21 protein-coding genes are annotated in these 17,094 nt (G+C 67.6%); 11 read left to right on the plus strand and 10 right to left on the minus strand.

Annotated features, from left to right (window positions below):
- Positions 1–62 precede the first annotated feature (62 nt).
- Positions 63–689, minus strand: coding sequence for an L-threonylcarbamoyladenylate synthase (locus C1I89_RS09810; protein WP_102772548.1), 627 nt, complete (start codon positions 687–689; stop codon positions 63–65).
- 108 nt (positions 690–797) lie between these two features.
- Here C1I89_RS09810 and ypfJ point away from each other — a divergent pair, with 108 nt between their 5' ends.
- From ypfJ to C1I89_RS09825, 3 genes are all read left to right on the plus strand, one after another.
- Positions 798–1,649 carry a KPN_02809 family neutral zinc metallopeptidase gene (ypfJ, locus tag C1I89_RS09815; RefSeq protein ID WP_102772549.1) on the plus strand — a complete coding sequence of 284 codons (852 nt, stop codon included), beginning with the start codon at positions 798–800 and terminating at the stop codon, positions 1,647–1,649.
- Between the two features lie 144 nt (positions 1,650–1,793).
- Positions 1,794–2,330: a hypothetical protein gene (locus C1I89_RS09820; RefSeq protein ID WP_102772550.1), complete on the plus strand. Its 537-nt coding sequence runs from the start codon at positions 1,794–1,796 to the stop codon at positions 2,328–2,330.
- Positions 2,327–3,091 (plus strand): DUF1828 domain-containing protein, encoded by a 765-nt coding sequence (locus tag C1I89_RS09825; protein WP_102772551.1) that lies wholly within the window; start codon positions 2,327–2,329, stop codon positions 3,089–3,091. The genes C1I89_RS09820 and C1I89_RS09825 overlap by 4 nt, the downstream gene beginning before the upstream one ends.
- Here the strand turns inward: C1I89_RS09825 and C1I89_RS09830 are convergent.
- The 3 genes from C1I89_RS09830 to C1I89_RS09840 form a co-directional block, all read right to left on the minus strand.
- Positions 3,088–3,360 carry a hypothetical protein gene (locus C1I89_RS09830; RefSeq protein WP_102772552.1) on the minus strand — a complete coding sequence of 91 codons (273 nt, stop codon included), beginning with the start codon at positions 3,358–3,360 and terminating at the stop codon, positions 3,088–3,090. The genes C1I89_RS09825 and C1I89_RS09830 overlap by 4 nt on opposite strands.
- A 235-nt stretch (positions 3,361–3,595) precedes the next feature.
- Positions 3,596–4,246, minus strand: a complete 651-nt coding sequence (locus C1I89_RS09835; protein ID WP_102772553.1) for an N-acetyltransferase — start codon at positions 4,244–4,246, stop codon at positions 3,596–3,598.
- Positions 4,247–4,370: 124 nt separating this feature from the next.
- Positions 4,371–5,105 carry an ArsR/SmtB family transcription factor gene (locus tag C1I89_RS09840; protein ID WP_102772554.1) on the minus strand — a complete coding sequence of 245 codons (735 nt, stop codon included), beginning with the start codon at positions 5,103–5,105 and terminating at the stop codon, positions 4,371–4,373.
- A gap of 85 nt (positions 5,106–5,190) precedes the next feature.
- Between C1I89_RS09840 and C1I89_RS09845 the strand changes: the two genes are divergently transcribed.
- Entirely contained in the window at positions 5,191–6,450 is a 1,260-nt protein-coding gene (locus tag C1I89_RS09845; protein ID WP_102772555.1) for an MFS transporter, read from the plus strand.
- On the opposite strand, the gene C1I89_RS09850 is transcribed toward C1I89_RS09845, so the two are convergent.
- The gene (locus C1I89_RS09850; protein ID WP_102772556.1) at positions 6,410–7,039 is read right to left on the minus strand and encodes an FMN-binding negative transcriptional regulator; all 630 of its coding nucleotides are present in this window, start codon (positions 7,037–7,039) and stop codon (positions 6,410–6,412) included. The genes C1I89_RS09845 and C1I89_RS09850 overlap by 41 nt on opposite strands.
- Before the next feature lie 204 nt (positions 7,040–7,243).
- On the opposite strand from C1I89_RS09850, the gene C1I89_RS09855 reads away from it, so the two are divergent.
- The 7 genes from C1I89_RS09855 (at position 7,244) to C1I89_RS09880 (ending at position 12,896) form a co-directional block, all read left to right on the plus strand.
- Complete coding sequence (locus C1I89_RS09855) at positions 7,244–7,942, plus strand: DUF3313 domain-containing protein (protein ID WP_102772557.1); 699 nt, start codon at positions 7,244–7,246, stop codon at positions 7,940–7,942.
- A gap of 78 nt (positions 7,943–8,020) precedes the next feature.
- Entirely contained in the window at positions 8,021–8,263 is a 243-nt protein-coding gene (locus C1I89_RS34040) for a hypothetical protein (RefSeq protein ID WP_146196881.1), read from the plus strand.
- A 30-nt stretch (positions 8,264–8,293) separates the two neighbouring features.
- Complete coding sequence (locus C1I89_RS09860; RefSeq protein ID WP_102772558.1) at positions 8,294–8,722, plus strand: VOC family protein; 429 nt, start codon at positions 8,294–8,296, stop codon at positions 8,720–8,722.
- Positions 8,719–9,621 carry a LysR family transcriptional regulator gene (locus tag C1I89_RS09865; RefSeq protein WP_102772559.1) on the plus strand — a complete coding sequence of 301 codons (903 nt, stop codon included), beginning with the start codon at positions 8,719–8,721 and terminating at the stop codon, positions 9,619–9,621. The genes C1I89_RS09860 and C1I89_RS09865 overlap by 4 nt, the downstream gene beginning before the upstream one ends.
- Before the next feature lie 121 nt (positions 9,622–9,742).
- Positions 9,743–10,681: a hydroxymethylglutaryl-CoA lyase gene (locus C1I89_RS09870; RefSeq protein WP_102772560.1), complete on the plus strand. Its 939-nt coding sequence runs from the start codon at positions 9,743–9,745 to the stop codon at positions 10,679–10,681.
- A 9-nt stretch (positions 10,682–10,690) separates the two neighbouring features.
- Positions 10,691–11,869: a CaiB/BaiF CoA transferase family protein gene (locus C1I89_RS09875; RefSeq protein WP_102772561.1), complete on the plus strand. Its 1,179-nt coding sequence runs from the start codon at positions 10,691–10,693 to the stop codon at positions 11,867–11,869.
- Between the two features lie 61 nt (positions 11,870–11,930).
- Positions 11,931–12,896, plus strand: a complete 966-nt coding sequence (locus tag C1I89_RS09880) for a Bug family tripartite tricarboxylate transporter substrate binding protein (RefSeq protein WP_102772859.1) — start codon at positions 11,931–11,933, stop codon at positions 12,894–12,896.
- 501 nt (positions 12,897–13,397) lie between these two features.
- On the opposite strand, the gene C1I89_RS09885 is transcribed toward C1I89_RS09880, so the two are convergent.
- The 5 genes from C1I89_RS09885 to C1I89_RS09905 all read right to left on the minus strand — a co-directional run bounded on the left by C1I89_RS09885 (position 13,398) and on the right by C1I89_RS09905 (position 17,069).
- Positions 13,398–13,634, minus strand: a complete 237-nt coding sequence (locus tag C1I89_RS09885) for a hypothetical protein (RefSeq protein WP_102772562.1) — start codon at positions 13,632–13,634, stop codon at positions 13,398–13,400.
- Positions 13,635–13,654: 20 nt separating this feature from the next.
- A complete protein-coding gene (locus C1I89_RS09890; RefSeq protein WP_168202089.1) occupies positions 13,655–13,924 on the minus strand; it encodes a hypothetical protein in 270 nt (89 codons plus the stop codon).
- Positions 13,925–14,021: 97 nt separating this feature from the next.
- The gene (locus C1I89_RS09895; RefSeq protein WP_102772563.1) at positions 14,022–14,846 is read right to left on the minus strand and encodes a carbohydrate ABC transporter permease; all 825 of its coding nucleotides are present in this window, start codon (positions 14,844–14,846) and stop codon (positions 14,022–14,024) included.
- Between the two features lie 8 nt (positions 14,847–14,854).
- On the minus strand, positions 14,855–15,730 hold the full coding sequence (locus tag C1I89_RS09900; protein WP_102772564.1) for a carbohydrate ABC transporter permease: 876 nt from the start codon (positions 15,728–15,730) through the stop codon (positions 14,855–14,857).
- Positions 15,731–15,737: 7 nt separating this feature from the next.
- Positions 15,738–17,069 (minus strand): extracellular solute-binding protein, encoded by a 1,332-nt coding sequence (locus tag C1I89_RS09905; protein WP_102772565.1) that lies wholly within the window; start codon positions 17,067–17,069, stop codon positions 15,738–15,740.
- Positions 17,070–17,094 lie beyond the last annotated feature (25 nt).

A 17,094-nucleotide genomic window follows, 5' to 3' on the forward strand; every position in this document is an offset into this window, starting at 1 on the left:
CGGATTGTAGATGAGCCGCGGGCCGGCGCGCGCCGGTCCGCAAGACGGCGTTGCCGCTGCGGTCAGGCAAGGCCCAGCGTCGCCGGATCGCCGCGCCCGACGCGCACCACCACCGGCTCGTCGCCGGTGAGGTCGATGACGGTGGTCGGCGATTGCGGGCAGGCGCCCGCGTCGATGATGGCCGCCAGGGAGTGTTCGTAGCGCTCGCGGATGACTTCCGCGTCGTTCAGCGCTTCGGTTTCGTCCTTGGGGATGAGGGTGGTGGAAAGCAGGGGCGCCCCGACCTGCTCCAAAAGGCCGAGCATGACGGGATGGTCCGGCACGCGGATGCCTATGGTCTTGCGCGAGGGATGCGACACGCGCCGCGGCACTTCCTTGGTGGCTTCGAGAATGAAGGTCCAGGGGCCGGGCGTGGCGGCCTTGAGCAGGCGGTACTGGCGGTTGTCCACGCGCGCGAAGTGGCCGATTTCGGCCAGGTCGCGGCACAGCAGCGTGAGGTGATGACGTTCGTCCAGGCCCCGCAGGCGGCGCAATCCGTCGGCGGCGTTCTTGTCGTCCAGGCGGGCGACGACCGCGTAGCTGGAGTCGGTGGGCACCGCCACCAGGCCGCCCTGGCTGAGCCATTGGGCCGCCTGCTTGAGCAGGCGCGGTTGGGGATTCGCAGGATGGATGGAGAAATACAGGGCCATGGGTTTATCCTAACACTCTTGAAGGTCGCCCAGTAAAGCCCAATAAAGCCCAAGGCTGAAGCGCGGCGATGCAAAACGCGGGAGCGCCGCCCCGCCCGGAGAATCAGAATGCGCCTAGACAACTCGCGCCAGAGCGACAACGTAGAAGACCGCCGCGCCAGCGGCCCGCGGATCGGAGGACGGGGCACCATCGGCATCGGCACGATCGTGCTGGCCCTGGTCGCCATGTATTTCGGCGTGGACCCCAGCGTGGTGCTGCAGATGGCCGAAGGCCCGCCCACGCAGCAGCAGGCGCCGGCCTCGGGGCCGCCGGCCAACGATCCCCAGGCGGTCTTCGTGTCCAAGGTGCTGGGCGAAACCGAAGACACCTGGGAAGCCATTTTCCAGAAGGACCTGAACCGCCAGTACGTGGCGCCCAAGCTGGTGCTGTTTCGCGGCGCCACGCCCACGGCCTGTGGCACGGGCCAGTCGGCGATGGGGCCGTTCTACTGTCCGGGCGACAGCAAGGTCTACATCGACCTGTCCTTCTTCGACGAGCTGCAGAACCGCTTCAAGGCGCCGGGCGACTTCGCCCAGGCCTACGTGATCGCGCACGAAGTCGGCCACCACGTGCAGCATCTGCTCGGCATTTCGGAACAGGTCGACAACCTGCGCCGGCGCAATCCCGCGCAGGCCAACGCGCTGTCGGTGCGCATGGAACTGCAGGCCGACTGCTTCGCGGGCCTGTGGGCCCAGCGCGCCGACGCGGCGCGCAACATTCTTGAAGGCGGCGACGTCGAAGAGGCGCTGGGCGCGGCCACCGCGATCGGCGACGACCGGCTGCAGAAGCAGAGCCAGGGCTATGTGGTGCCCGACGCATTCACGCACGGCTCGTCGGCCCAGCGGGTGCGCTGGTTCAAGCGCGGCCTGGAAAGCGGCAGCCTCAAGCAGTGCGACACCTTCTCCGCCAGTTCGCTGTAGCGCCGGCCGCGGCTGTATATCCATACAGCCCGCGCATGGGCGCTGTCGCGATCTTGTAAGATTACGCCCCCTCGCCGTGTCGCGCGCGCAGCTGCGCGCCGCACCCGGCTGGCGCGCGCATTTTCCAGACCCTAGATCCGTTCCATGGCCAAGAAGTTCGAACCGTTAATCACCGTCGATGAGGTGCAAGAGATCCTTGCCGAACCCAAGGAAACCGTAAAACCGATCGCCTGGATCGCCAAGCCCGCCGCCAACGAAATCCGCTGGATGGAATTCGCCAGCCCCTGCCGGATCAAGGGGGAAGTGCGCGAAGACGTGATTTTCCGCACGACCTACCGCGGCGCGCGCACCGCCGTGCACGGGCAGGCCACCATCTTCCTGCCCGAGGCCTTCTGCGCCAGCCTCTTCGTGGGCCCGCACCGCGTGTACGGCGTGGACACCGACGACTCCTTCCACACCAGCCTGGTGGGCGAAGGCCGGCCGCAGTTCCGCAAGCCGCTTGCCGAACGCAGCCACGAACACATCTGGGTGGACGAGGGCGAAGGCTATGCCGAACCGGTCGTGCCCGCGCTGCACACCATCGCCGCGCTGATGCAGCACTTCCTGCCGCGGGCGAACCTGACGCTGACCGGCGGTTTCGCGCATCCCCTCAAAGGCCGCCAAATCGAACTGATTCTATGAGCAATTTTCTGGAAGCCTCCGGCTGGACAGTCCTGCCGGCCGGCGAGCACGCCATCCGCGCCGTATCGCCCATGACGCTGGGCCTGGACGGACAGCATGCGGCGTTCTTCATCGCGCATCCCGACGAGTCCTCGTTCTACCTGACCGACGCCTGTGAGACGGCGATGCACGCGTCCAGCTACGGCATCGAGCTGGCGGCCAAGCGCATCGACCTGCTGAACGAAACGCCCGGCGTCAGCCTGGCGCATTTCGACGACAGCGGCGCCATCGTCGCGTCCGGTCCCAACGAGCAGCTGCAGGAAGCCTTGTGGGACGCGGTGAAGCTGGCCATGGCGCTGTCGTTCCAGTGCGCCAAATGGATGCCCAAGTTCAGCCAGCTGCGCTTTCGCGCGCAGGTGGGCCGGACGCTGGCGCAGGCGCTGGGCGCGAACCGGCTGGTCAAGGGCGCGCGCGCCAAGGGCAGCAGCGGCCATGCCGCGGATTTCGCCTTCGGGGTGCGGGCCCCGGGCAGCTCGGCGCTGACGTACATCGAGCCGATCGCGCTGAAGGCCGGCAAGAAAATGGATTGGACGCAGGTCTACCAGACCCACGGCAAGATGTCTGACGTGAAGATGGCCGACGCCCGCAACTCGCGCATGGTGATTCTGGAGGACGGCGCTTCGGCCGACGAGTTCAAGAAGGCGGTGACCATACTCGAACAATCGGCCACGGTGCACACCCTGGCCAAGACGCGCGACTGGCGCGAGGTCTTTTCCAGCTAGGACGGCGTGCCGGTCAGGCCGTCGACGATTTCGCGGCCATGCAGAATGGCCGCATGCACGGCTTCGCGCGGACTGAAGACGAAACCGCCGTCGGCGAAACACGGAACCGGATATTCGTCGCCGCCTTCGAGCACGGCGCCTGCCTGGACCACCGTCACCGACGCAATGAATACGGGGCTGTTGGGCGGCGCTTCGACCTCTGCGCCGGCGCCCCGGGACACTTTGGCCGTCAGCCGGTATCCCTTGTAGATCAAGTTGTTCTGATGCACTTCGGATCCCTCTATCTGCGATCCAGCATACTCCGGCTGTCCATGACAGTTCAGATATGTTTTGTAACTCCGGCAGAAAATTGAAACACTGTTGCGCCGCGGAACCTGCCGCCCGGCCATGAAAAGCCGGCTTGCGCGAGCGCCGCGTCGGACCTAGGACCAGTCCTGACGCGGGCTGCGCGCCGATGCGCGGGCGCGCTGGCGCAGGCCCGGAAGCCGCGGCACGGGGATTTCCCTAAACCTGTTGCATATCCACACCAATACACGAGGCCATGCCCGTCGCGCGCATGTAATCCGGCAGCGTCCAGCCCCTGCCCAGCAGCACCATGCGGGTATGCAGGTCCTGCAGCACGGCCTCGGGCACCTGCCTGCCCAGGTAGCTCAGGCGCTTGCGCCGCAGGTCCACGTAGCCCAGTTCGTAGTCGCGCGCCAGGCGCATCCACAGCCGGTGGGCGCCGGTGGACTGGCGCGCCCCGCTCATGATGCACAGGCCGGCGTCCAGCCCCCAGCGATAGACCGCCGTGGCCAGCCCCATGCCCTGGTAGGGCTCGGCGTACTTGGAGTGCGGCGCCCGCACGTAGGGATCGGCGCGCCGGCCCACTTCGATCAGGCGGTTGAACACCGTGTAGCCGGCCACCCGGTCGCGCTGCAGGTCCACCACATACACGTAGTACTCGCCGTCGGCTTCGCGATAGCGAAGCACGATGCCAGGGATGTCGGTCTTGACCTCCGGCAAGGCATGCAGGCGATCCAAAGGACGATTCATCCGGTTGTGTATGGCATCGAGTTCGTTGTCCACCTCGCGGGGGGAATGGTTAACGTCGATGCGCAGCTCCGTCACGATGTTCATGGCATGACGAAGCGCGTGCTGCGCCAGCGTAGGCAAGGCCACCTCCTGTACAGATCAAAGTCGGGGTTGACGAAAAAAAAGCCGCATTCGCGGCTTGGAATGGTTGTGTTCAATGCGCCGCCTGAAACGGGCGGCGGAATGTGCGGCGGACCGGACGCGGCTACGCGGCGACATCGCGCGCTCCCTGCGTCCATGCGCCGCCATCGGCCTCGGGCTTGCCGAAGAAAGCGGGGAACTGGCGTTCGCCCTTTTTCGTGACGCCCAGCGCCCGGGAATCCAGGTCCTTGTCGATCCAGCCGCGCCGCAGCAGCGCGTCCAGCAGGGCCGCGCCCAGCGCGCCGCCCAGGTGCGAGCGGCGTTCGCTCCAGTCCAGGCAGGGGCAGGCGAAACGGCGGCGGCGCTGGCGCGCCTGCGCCACGTCCACGCCGATCTGCGCCAGCGCGGCCTCGCCCAGCGGCGTGAGCGCGTAGTCGCGGCCGTCGGCCTCCAGCCAGCGCCGCGCCAGCATCGCGTCGTGGATGCGCACGGCCAGCGTGCCGGCCATATGGTCATAGCAGGTGCGCGCCTCGCGCAGCGCCGAAGGCGTGTTGGGCTTGAACGGCGCGCGCTCCGCGCCGGCCACCACCAGCAGCGCTTCCAGCGCGTGGCCGACCTCGCCGCTTGCCAGGCGGAAATAGCGGTGCTTGCCCTGCACCGCCATTTCCACCAGCCCCTGCTCGCGCAGGCGCTGGAAATGGCTGCTGGCGGTGGACGCGCCGATGTCGGCCAGCGCCGCCAGCTCGGTCGCCGTGCGGGCGCGGCCGTCGAGCAGCGCGCACAGCATGCGCGCGCGCGCCGGGTCGGCGATGGCGCCGGCCACCGCGGAGAGATTGATGTCGGCGAACGTGGATTCCATGATTCGCTATAGGCCAAAGTATCGTGTGCAGGCTCAAGCATACTGCGAGTTCCTTCAACAAGACAGCCGGCCTCGCCGGATACCCATGAGCAAACCCAAGGCATTCTTCGGCTGGACCGTTCTTTGCGCCACGTTCGTGCTGGCGGTCTTCGGCTGGGGCGTCGGCTTCTACGGCCCGCCCGTGTTCCTGCATGCCGTGGCGCAGCGCACCGGATGGGGCGTCGCGCTCGTGTCCGGCGCGGTGACCCTGCACTTTCTTTGCGGCACGCTGGTGGTGGCCAACCTGCCGCGCCTGTACAAGCGCCATGGCGTGCCGGCGGTGACGCTGGGCGGCGCCGTGCTGCTAGCCCTGGGCGTGGCCGGCTGGGCGGTCGCGGCGCGGCCGTGGCAGCTGTATGCGTCGGCCTTGTTCAGCGGCATGGGCTGGGTGACGCTGGGCGCCGCCGCGGTCAATGCGCTGATCGCGCCCTGGTTCGTCCGGCGCCGGCCCGCGGCGCTGGGCATGGCCTACAACGGCGCCAGCGTCGGCGGCATCGTGTTCTCTCCCTTGTGGGTCTATCTGATCGCCCATGCCGGTTTCGCGCAGGCCGCCTTGTGGGTGGGCCTGGCGATGGTGGCCATCATCGCGGTGCTGTCGCGCAAAGTGTTCGCCGTCACGCCGCAGCAACTCGGCCAGCAGCCCGATGGCGCCGCATCGCAGGGCCAGGCGCAGGCCGCAGCCGCGCCGATCGCGCCGGTGCCCGACCTGTGGCGCGACCGCGCGTTCCTGACGCTGGCCGCGGGCATGGCGCTGGGCCTGTTCGCGCAGATCGGGCTGATCGCGCACCTGCTGTCGCTGCTGGCGCCCTTGCTGGGCGCGCAGACGGCCGGCGTGGCGATGGGCCTGGCCACGGCCGCCGCGATCGCGGGACGCACGCTGGTGGGATGGCTGATGCCCGCCGGCGCCGACCGCCGCAAGGTGGCCTGCCTGGCCTACGCCATCCAGATCTGCGGTTCGCTGATCCTGATGCTGGCCGGCCAGCACCTGTGGGCCGTGTGGCTGGGCGTGCTGCTGTTCGGCTCGGGCATCGGCAACGCCACGTCGCTGCCGCCCTTGATCGCCCAGGCCGAATTCTCGCGCGAGGACGCGCAGCGCGTGGTGCCGCTGATCGTGGCGATGGCGCAAGGCGCCTATGCATTCGCGCCTGCGCTGTTCGGCGTGCTGCGCGCGCTTTCGGCGCAGGCCGCCTATCCGCTGGCCTGGTTCCTGGCCGTGGCGGCCTGCCTGCAGGCCGCGGCCATCGCCTGCTTCGCGCTCGGGCGGCTCAATCCGGCCGGCCGGCGCGCGCAACCAGTCCGGCCATGAGTTCCAGGCCGTCCTGCGCCAGGCCTTGCGCCACGCCCTGGCGGTCGGCCGGCGTGCGGTTCTGGCTGAGCTTCCACTTGCCTTCGGTGCGCGAAAGGCGGATCTCCACGCCGACGATGGCGCGCATCTGCGCGGCGATGAAATCTGCCGGCGCGTCGTCCACGCGCCAGGGCTGCGCGCGGCCCCGCTCCTGGCTGTCGGTGAGCGCGTCGAGCTGGGCCCGCAGCCAGGCCGGATCGTCCTGGATGACCGGCGTGCCCCAGGCATGCACGGCGACGAAATTCCAGGTCGGCACGACCTTGTGCGTCTCGGCCTTGCTGGGATACCAGGACGGCGAAACATAGGCCTGCGGGCCATGGAACACGACCATGCATTCGCGCCCCGCGGCCAGGTCGGACAGCTGCGGATTGGCGCGCGCCATATGCAGGCGCAACACGCCGCAAGGCCCTTCGGAATAGAGCAGACAGGGAATGTGGTTGGCCATCAAGCCGCCCTCGCCCGCCGTGGTCAGCACGCCCAGCGGATGGGCGCGGATGAAATCGTGCTGGACGTCGAGCGACGTTTCCTTGAAGGCGGACGGCAGGTACATGGTGCGCTCAGTAGGAGGAATGGGGGAAACGGCAACATAGCACCATCGTGGCCCCACATCTAACGCCACAAAAGTGTTTTGCAATGGAGCCACGCCTGTTTTTGCGCCTAGGCAAGCAATAATTGCCCGCCCGCTACGCAATAAAGATGCAGCCAAGCATCCCTTTGCGCACCAGGCATTTGTCTATTCTGGAAAAAAAGAAACATGAATATCCGCCTTACCATTGCCGCCTGTTGCACGGCCGTCGGGCTGGCCGGCTGCACCAACCTGCCTGACGCCCAGGACTATTCCACCTCGCTGGGCGCCAGCCAGCAGCAAATGCGCGAGGATCCCGAATGGAGCGCCGGCCGGGTCTGGGTGCGTCCGGGTCCGGCGCTGAGCAGCCAGTACGACAAGAAACTCATTCTTGAAAAAGTGGAATACATCCAGGGCGACCGGCCCGACGATCTGAAGCTGAGCAGCGACCCGGCCCTGCGCGAGCGCGCGCTGGCTTATGTGAACGAAGCGCTGCGGCGCGAATTCTCGCAGGCCGGCTATCGACTGCTGGATACGCCCGCGCCGCGCGCGATGCGCGTGCGCGCGGCCATTACCGGCACCTTCAGGAACGATCGCGACCCGCGCGCCATGGAGTACATCCCCATCGGCTTTCTGATCGGCCAGGGCGTCAAGGCGGCCGGATTCCGCGACCAATCGGTGCGCCTGCTGGTCGAGGCCACGGTGCGCGACGCCGGCAGCAACGAACTGCTGATCGCTTCGGTGGGAACGGTGACCGGCGCCAATCTGCCGGCCGACCACGAGCCGACCGTGGACGACATGCGCAGCGCCGTCGATGAGTGGGCGCGCCGGGTGCGCGAACAGTTCGAACGCATCCGCCAGGAAGGACTGCCCGAGGACGCCGCGTAAGCCGGCAGGCGCCGGGAACAATCGCATGCGGGATAGGGTCGAATCGATCGTATTTTTTCCTTCCCGCATCGCGATGTAATGAATATTGACGTCAACCCTCAGTTACCCATGGCCGCGGCTAATGCTACTGTTCCGCCTGTGCAAGGAGTACATGCAATGGTTCAGAAAACCAAGCCCTGGGCTTTTCCCAAACCCCATCCCGAAAACACCCCGCGCGGCGAACGCAACAAACAGGAATTCGACGCCCCGGATCAACCCGCCAAAACCGCGTCCAAGCCGCGCGCCAAGAAAGAGGCCGCCGTCCGCCGGGCCCGTTCCTGACGCGCCGGCGCGCCCAGCCAAGGAGATGCCATGCGCCCCAGCATCAGCGTCATCACCCTCGGCGTCGACGATCTCGACGCCGCCCTGCGCTTCTACCGCGACGGGCTGGGCCTGCCCACACCGGGCATCATCGGACAGGAGTTCGAGCACGGCGCGGTCGTGTTCATCGACATGCAGCCCGGCCTGCGGCTGGCGCTGTGGCCGCGCAGCAGCATCGCGCACGACACCGGCCTGCCTCGCAGCGCGGCGGCGCCGACCGATCTGACGCTGGGCCACAACGTGGGCTCGCGCGAGGAAGTCGATCGCGTCATGGCCCGGGCGCGGGCCGCCGGCGCCCATATCCTCAAATCCGCCCAGGACACCTTCTGGGGCGGCTACGCCGGCTACTTCCAGGACCCCGACGGCCACGTCTGGGAAGTCGTCTGGAATCCGGCCTGGGAAGCGCAAGCGCCCGCATGAACCCTCGCCTGGACCTGTATTCCCTGCAGGTGTTCCTGGCCGTGCTGGAAGAAGGCAGCATCGCGGCCGCCGCGGCGCGCGAGCATATCGCGCCGTCTGCCCTGTCCAAGCGCCTTTCCGAACTCGAACGCACACTCGACGTGCCGCTGTTCCAGCGCCATGCGCGCGGCGTCGCGCCCACCAGCGCCGCGCATGCGCTGGCGCGGCGCGCGCGCATGCTGCTGCACCAGACACAGGACCTGGCTGACGAAATCCGCGATTACTCGGCCGGCCTGCGCGGCCGGGTGCGGGTGGCGGCCAACCTGTCTTCCATCGCCCAGTTCCTGCCCATGGAGCTGCGCCGCTTCATGCTGCGGCATCCCCAGGTGCAGATCGACCTGGAGGAATCCATCAGCGCCGGCGTGACGCGCGCCGTGGCCGAGAACGCCGCCGACATCGGCGTCTACACACAGTCCGACGACGAAAGCGGCCTGGACATCTACCCCTACCACCGCGACGTCATGGCGCTGGTGGCGCCCGCCGGGCACCCGCTGGCGCGGCACGAGCGGGTCGCGTTCGCCGACACGCTGGATTACGACCACGTCGGCATGCACCGCGGCAGCGCGGCCAACTACCTGTTCACGCGCGAGGCCGCCGCCATCAACCGCAGGTTGCGGCTGCGCTTCCAGGTCACGTCCTACGATGCGCTGGTGTCCATGGTGCGCGCCGAACTCGGCATCGGCATCGTGCCCGTCAAGGCGCTGTCCGCATACACCTGCGACGAACTGCGCATGATTACGCTGACCGACGCCTGGGCGCGGCGCCAGCTGAAGCTGTGCGTGCGCAGCAATGAATCGCTGTCCGGCGCCGCCCGCCTGCTGCTCGACCACCTGATCGCCGAAGCCGCGGCGCGGCGGTAGCGCCCCGGCCCGAGCCATCGCGTTGCGCGATGGCCCGCTGAATATTCGCGAATTGTCCGGCGCCCGCCCATCCCTGAATATGGGCGGCAATCAATGGAACGGATACCAGGAGACAAACGCCGTGAGCCTTCCAGACCGGGTTGAAATCGTCGAAGTCGGCATGCGCGACGGGCTGCAGATCGAGCCCGAATTCGTGCCCACCGAAACCAAGGCGGAGATACTGAACGCGCTGATCGACGCGGGCGTCAGGCACTTCGAGGCGACCTCCTTCGTCTCGCCGCGCGCGGTCCCGCAACTGCGCGACGCCCGCGAACTGCTGGCGCAGGTCCGCAAGCGCCCGGGCGTGGTGCTGGGCGCGCTGGCGCCCAATCTCAAGGGCGTGCAGAACGCGCTGCAATCGCAGGCCGACGAGATCGTCGTGTTCGTGTCGGCCACCGAAAGCCACAACACCAAGAACCTGAACCGCCCCATCGCGCAGTCGCTGCGCGACATCGAGGAAATCGCCGAAGCCCTGCAGGACCGGCCGATCCGCCGCAAGGGCGCCATCGCCGTGGCCTTCGGCTGTCCGTTCGAAGGCGACGTGGACCTGGCGCGCGTCAAGAGCATCTTCGGCCACTTCGCCCGGCTGGGCTTCGATGCGGTCACCCTGGGCGACACCACCGGCATGGCCGCGCCCCGGCTGGTGCGCCGCACGGTCGAGGCGTTGCGCGACGCGCATCCCGACGTGGCGATCTCGCTGCACTTCCACAACACGCGCGGCATCGGCCTGGTGAACGTGGCCGAAGGGCTGCGCGCGGGCGTGACGTCGTATGAGTCCTCGCTGGGCGGCCTGGGCGGCTGCCCGTTCGCGCCCGGCGCCACGGGCAACATCTGCACCGAAGACCTGGTCTACCTGCTCGACGAAATGGGCGTGGACAGCGGCATCGACCTGCGCGCGCTGATCGAGGTGGCGCGGCGGCTGGAACGGGTGGTCGGGCGGCAACTGCCCGGGCAGCTCATGAAGGCCGGTCCGCGGCTGCATCTGCACGACTACGGCGCCGCGGCCGGCGCCATCGGTTGAGGAGCCCGCATGCCGCTGACCGGAATCCGCGTCCTGGACCTGACGCGCATCATCTCGGGTCCCTACTGCACCTCCATCCTGGCCGACATGGGAGCCGAAGTCATCAAGATCGAATCGCCCGGCGAAGGCGATCCGGTGCGCGCCCAGGGCGTGATCCGCGACGGCCTGAGCTGGTACTTCGCCAACTACAACCGCAACAAAAAATCGGTCACCCTCGACCTGTACACCGAGGAAGGCAAGAGCATCCTGCGCCGGCTGATCCCGAGCTGCGACGTGCTGGTCGAAAACTACCGCCCCGGCATCATGGAGAAAATGGGCTTCGGCGCCGCCGCCCTGCAGGCGCTGCGTCCCGACCTCATCCATTGCAGCATCAACGGCTTCGGCACGTCCGGCCCCTACCGCGACCGCCCCGCCTTCGACTTCATCGCCCAGGCGATGAGCGGCTTCATGAGCCTGAACGGCGGCGAAAACGATCCGCCCATGCGCGCCGGCCCGCCGGTCAGCGACCTGGTCGCGGGCATGAACGGCGCGCTGGGCGTGCTGGCCGCGCTGCTGCGCCGCGAGCGCACCGGCCGCGGCGACGCCATCAGCGTCAGCCTGATGTCCAGCATGATCGGCCTGCTCAGCTTCCAGGCGGCCAACTACTTCGCCAGCGGCGAACTGCCGCCGCGCACCGGCAACGACCATGGCATCGTCGCGCCCTACGGCCTGTTCGAGACCGCCGACGGCCAGGTCGCGATCGCGCCGTCCAACGACGCCATGTACGAGAAGTTCCTGGACGCGCTGGAGCTGCGGTCGCTGCGCTCGCACCCCGAGTTCCGGACCAACGCCGACCGCATGCGGAACCGCGCCTCCATCAAGGCCGCGATCGAGGCCCGCACCCGCCAGCAAAGCAGCCGCTACTGGATAGAGCGCCTCAACCAGTACGGCGTGCCCTGCGGGCAGGTGCTGAACCTGCGCGAAGTCTTCGACGATCCGCAGGTCGCCGACCAGGAAATGGCCATCGACGTCCCGCACCCGGACGGCCAGCAGGTGCGCATGCTGGGCTTTCCGATCAAGTTCGCGCAGGCGCCGTGCCGGGCGCGCAGCCCCGCGCCGCCATTGGGCGCGGACACCGACGAGGTGCTGCGCGGGCTGGGCCTGCCCGAATCCCGGATTCAGGAGTTGCGCGCCGCCGGCGCCATCTAGCGACGTCCGGCGATCACGACCGGACGCGTCCCACCAAGAGGTAATGGAGACTAGAACCATGATGCTACGAGCCTTGATGTTCTCGGCCTGCACGCTCGCCGCCTGCGCCCCCGCCGCCGCGGCGGACCCGTATCCCAGCCAGCCCATACGGATCATCGTGCCGTTCACGCCCGGCGGAGGCACCGACTTCCTGTCGCGCACCGTGGCCGCCAAGCTGTCGGATTCGGTCAAATGGAACGTCGTCGCCGAGAACCGTCCGGGCGCAGGCGGCACCATCGGCATCGGCACCGCCGCCCGCGCCAAGCCCGACGGCTACGAGATCGTCATGGGCCAGGTCGACAACCTGGCGGTGGCGCCTTCGCTCTACAGCAAGCTGTCCTACGATCCGCTCAAGGATTTCGCGCCCATCGGCATCGTGGGCGAAGCGCCGCTGGTGGTGGTGGCGGCCAAAAACGGCCCCTACCAGTCCCTCAAGCAGCTCATCGAAGCCGCGCGGAAGGCGCCCAACACCATCAACTACGGATCGCCCGGCGCCGGCACCATCACCCACCTGGCCGCCGAACTGCTGCAACTGGACGCCGGCATCAAGCTGGTCCACGTGCCCTACAAAGGGTCCGGCCCGGCGATGGCCGACCTGCTGGGCGGCCAGGTGCCCGTGATCTTCACCTCCATTCCCTCGGCCGCGCCGCAGATCAAGGCCGGCTCGGCCGTGCCGCTGGCCGTGACTTCGCTCAAGCGCAGCGCCGCCATGCCCGACGTGCCCACCGTGGCCGAGCTCGGCTATCCCGACTTCGACGTGCGCGTCTGGTACGGCCTGCTCGCGCCGGCCAATACGCCCGCCCCCATCATCCAGACGCTGAACAAGGAGCTGAACAATATTCTTGCGCTGCAGGATGTGCAGAACGCCCTGGCGGCGCAGGGCGCCACCGCCATGCCGACCACGCCGGCGCAGTTCTCGCAGACCATCGCCGCCGACCACAAGAAATGGCGCGCGGTCGTCGAAGCCGCCAAAGTGAAACTGGAATAGGCCGCGCCGGTTTTCAAGCGCGAATCCGGGCTAGAAACGCCCTAGCCCAGATGCATGCCCCGGCTCGTGCGTATGCACGAAGCTCCCTGGGAAGGCCCGCCGCAAGCCCGTTGGAATGCGGGATTGCGGCATTGACAGCACCGGACCCTGTTGTGACGATGACTCCGGCGCCATCGGTTTCAAGATGGCGCGAGGGAGGGTCATCATGTCAATATCGTGCAGACGATTGGAGGATGTGATCGCGGTCTCCGCAGCGGGAGTCCAGTATCGGATCGAGAGGCATCTCGTTCAGCAGCCCACGACAGGTCCCGACGCCGATGCATCCACCGTCCTGGTCTGCCGCCTGTCCACCGGCGGCGCAGTGGCCATGGAAGGTGACGGCGTGTACCGGCTCGAATCAGGAGAAATACTCCGAGCCGCCAACCGACGCAGGAAGAAAAGCAGGCACGAAGGCTAGCAGCACCAGACCCGCTGAAACCCGGCGGGTTTTTGTTTCGCGCGCTAGTCCTGCCCCTGCGCCGCGTCGATGAAGCTGTGCATGAAAGAGTGCGCGGTGGCGATGGCCTCGTCGCTGCTCGCGAAGCTGCCGCCCACGTCGGCCATGTCCTGGCGCGGATCGCCGGCAGGGTCGGCGATGCCCTCGATGTACACCGTCCACTCGGCCTGGGCGCCCGACCGCGTGGCGCAGATCACGTAGGACCAGCCCCGGTAATTGCCGTCCGCCAGCACGTCGTCCATGTCCGGCTCCCGTGGCGCGCTCAGCGGCCCATGCGCCGCAGCCGTTCGACTTCGGCCAGGTTCAGGCGCCTGGCTTCGTCTTCCGCATAATCGCGCTCGCCGGATTCGTAGGCGCCCTCGTACAGGCATTTTTTGCGGTTCGCCTTGCACTCGGCGGTGACCTTGGACGCGCTGGAGGTCTGCCGCTGCGACTGCGCCTGCGGCTTGTCCGAACCGAACATCGAACACCCGGAAACCAGCATGGCCAGGCACAGCGCGGCGCCGTAGCGGCCCATGGATTGAACTGACATTGGACTACCCCTGCAAAAATCCTGCAGCCGTCTTTATAGCAAGCCCGCCGAGGCAGCTCCAAATACCGGCCGGCCCGGGCGGCGAGCTGGCAGCGGGCTAGCCCTTGACCGCGCCCGCCGTCAGCCCGGTGATGATCTGGCGCGCGGCCACGAACGTGAAAATGAGCGGCGGGATGGCGATCAGCCCGCCCATGGCCATGACCCGTCCCCAGTCCACCCCGATGTCGGTAATGTAGAGCGAGGCGGCCACCGGCAGCGTGCGCGTCTGCCGGCCGCTCAGCACCAAAGCCAGGATGAACTCGTTCCAGGCGATCCGGAACGTGAAGATGGAGGCCGCGGCCAGCCCCGGCGCCATCAGCGGCAGGATCACCTTGACGAACACGCGGACCGGGCCGCAGCCGTCGATGGCGGCGGCCTCCTCCAGCTCCACCGGCACCTGCAGCACGAACCCGTACAGCAGCCAGATGGTGAAAGGCAGGTTGACCGCCACGTACAGCAGCACCAGTCCGGCCAGACTGTCCACCAGATGCCAGGCATTCCAGATCATGAATACCGGAATCGCCAGCACCGCCAGCGGCACCGTGCGCAGCAGCAAGGTGACATAAGCCACCGTGGCGCGGCCGCGGAAGCGAAGACGCGCCAGCCCATAAGCCGCCATACAGCCCAGCAGCAGCGTGATGGCGGTCGACGCCAGGCCCACGATCAGGCTGTTGGCCAGGTAGCGGGAAAAGCGCTCTTCCTTCAGCACGGCGCGGTAGTTCTCCAGCGTGGGCGCGAAAATGAAGTTCAGCGGTTCGGCGAAGATGTCCACCTGCTGGCGCAGGCTGGTGGCGAAGATGATGGCGATCGGCGCCACGCACAGCGCCGCCAGCACGACGAGCGCCGCATAGTGCAGACAGCGCGGGAATACGGATCGGTTCATGGCGGGCGTCAGCGGTCCGCTTTCAAGGGATTGGACAGGCGCAGCGCGCCCCAGGACAGCACGGCCACCACCACGAGCAGCAGCACGGAAATGGCCGCGGCCACGCCCAGCTGCTGCCCGACGAAGGCCGTCTTGTAGATGTGCAGCGCAAGAATCTCGGTGGAGTCCCCCGGGCCGCCGAAGGTCAGCACGTACACCACTTCCAGCACCCGGAAGGCGTCGATCAGCCGCATCATCAGCGTGATGGCGATCACGTGCGAAATCATGGGCAGCTTGACCCGGAAGGTCATCTGCCACCAGCGCGCCCCGTCCAGGCGCGCGGCCTCGATGACGGCGGCGTCCACGTTGGCCACCGCCGCGACCATCATGATGAAAACGAACGGCGTCCATTGCCAGATGTCGGCCACCACGATGGCGATGAAGGCCAGCGCCGGCTCGGCCAGCCACGCCACGGGCGCGATCCGCAGCAGCGCCAGCGCCGCGTTGACCGGGCCGAACTGCGCGTCGAAGATGTAGCGCCACACCAGCCCCACCGCCACCGGCGCGATCATCATGGGCAGGATGAAAAGCGTGCGGAACACGGCCGTGCCCCGCACCGGCCGCTCCAGCGCCAGGGCCAGCGCGATGCCCAGCGCCATTTCGGCGCTGACGCATACCGCCGCGAACAGCAGCGTGGTCCACAGCGAAGACCACACCCGGGCGTTGGAAAACGCCGAAACGAAATTGTCCAGGCCGGTCCAGCGCGCCTCGCTCCAGGGCGTGCCCATGCTCCAGTCGTGCAGCCCCAGCTGAAACGCCGAGATCACCGGATACAGGCAGGCCGCCGCCATCACCACGACCGCCGGCCCTAGGTACAGGACAGGCGCCCAGGAGGGAGTGCGCATGCGGGCCTCAGACCTTGTAGCCGGCTTCGCGCATGATCTGCGTGACCTGCGGCACCATGTCGTCCAGCGCGGCCTGCGCGGTCTTCTTGCCCGTCAGGGCCTCGGATATGCCCACGCCCAGCGCCTGCACGTTGATCTTGTCCCAGACCGCGATGATGGGCCGCCAGTCCGGGTTCGAGTACTTGAGCGCCTCCTTGAAGATGACGAATTCCGGATACTTGCGCATCAGTTCCGCGTCGCCCAGGGTCGAATTGCGGATGGGCACGCCGCCGGCGGCCGTCACCGCCTTGTCCTGCGCCTTGGAAGTCAGCCACTGCATGAGCAGGAAGGCGGCGTCGGCGTTCCTGGCGTTTTTGGCCACGGCCAGGCCCAGACCGCCGGACTGCGAGGCGCGGCGCGTGCCCATGGGATGCAGCGCCCAGCCCACCTTGCCGGCCACGCGGGACTTGGCCGGGTCGTTGACCAGGCCGGCCAGCAGCGTGGAATCCAGGTACATGGCCGCCTGGCCCTGCAGGAAAGCGGTGTTGCTTTCGCCCTGGCCATAGCCGGGAATGCCCGCCGGGCCGGTGGCCACGACTTCCTGCAGGAACTTCAGCGCCGCCAGGCCCGCTTCGTCGTTGAAGCGCGGATGCCATTCGTCGTCGAACACGCTGCCGCCCAGCGGATTCAGGTGCAGCAGCCATGCGTGCACCGCCTGGTGGCCCGCCTGCCCGCGCGAGGCCAGCGCGCCGATGCCGGTCTTTTGCCTGACCAGCGGCAGCAAGGCGCGGAACTCGTCGTAATTGGCCGGCGGCTTGAGGTCATGCTTGGAGAAAAGATCGCGGCGGTAGGCCAGCACCGAGGTTTCCGCGCCATAGGGCAGGCCATACAGCTTGGCGCCCGGCCCGGCCAGATAGCCCTTGGGGCCGCCCACCAGGCCCAGGTTCTCCAGGTAGATCGGGACGATGTCATGAATGTCGTAAGCTGGATCGACCAGCGCCGCGTTCTGGAAGAACGGGTCCAGCGGATGGATCAGGTCCTTGGACACGTACTCGCCCTTCCACATCACCACATAGCAGCCCAGGTCGTAGTCGCCCTGGGCCTTGGCCATCTCCAGCAGCTGCTTTTCCTTCATGCGGCCCATGGCCAGCCGGTCGGTCTCGACCTTGATGCCCGTCTCCTTGGTGAACCGCGGCAGGATCTTGAGCATGGCGTCATAGTGCGGGTGCGCCGGAATGCTGAACACCACCGTCTGCCCCGCGTACTTGGCGTAACGGTTCTGCGCCATCGCGCCGCTCAACGGCAGGCCGGCGCCGAATACCGCAATGGCGCTGCTTTTCATGAAATCGCGTCGCTTCATGCTTGTCTCCTGATAGGTGGAAAGA

Origin of the sequence: Achromobacter pulmonis (assembly GCF_002885955.2) — a bacterium.
Lineage (GTDB): Bacteria > Pseudomonadota > Gammaproteobacteria > Burkholderiales > Burkholderiaceae_B > Achromobacter > Achromobacter pulmonis_A.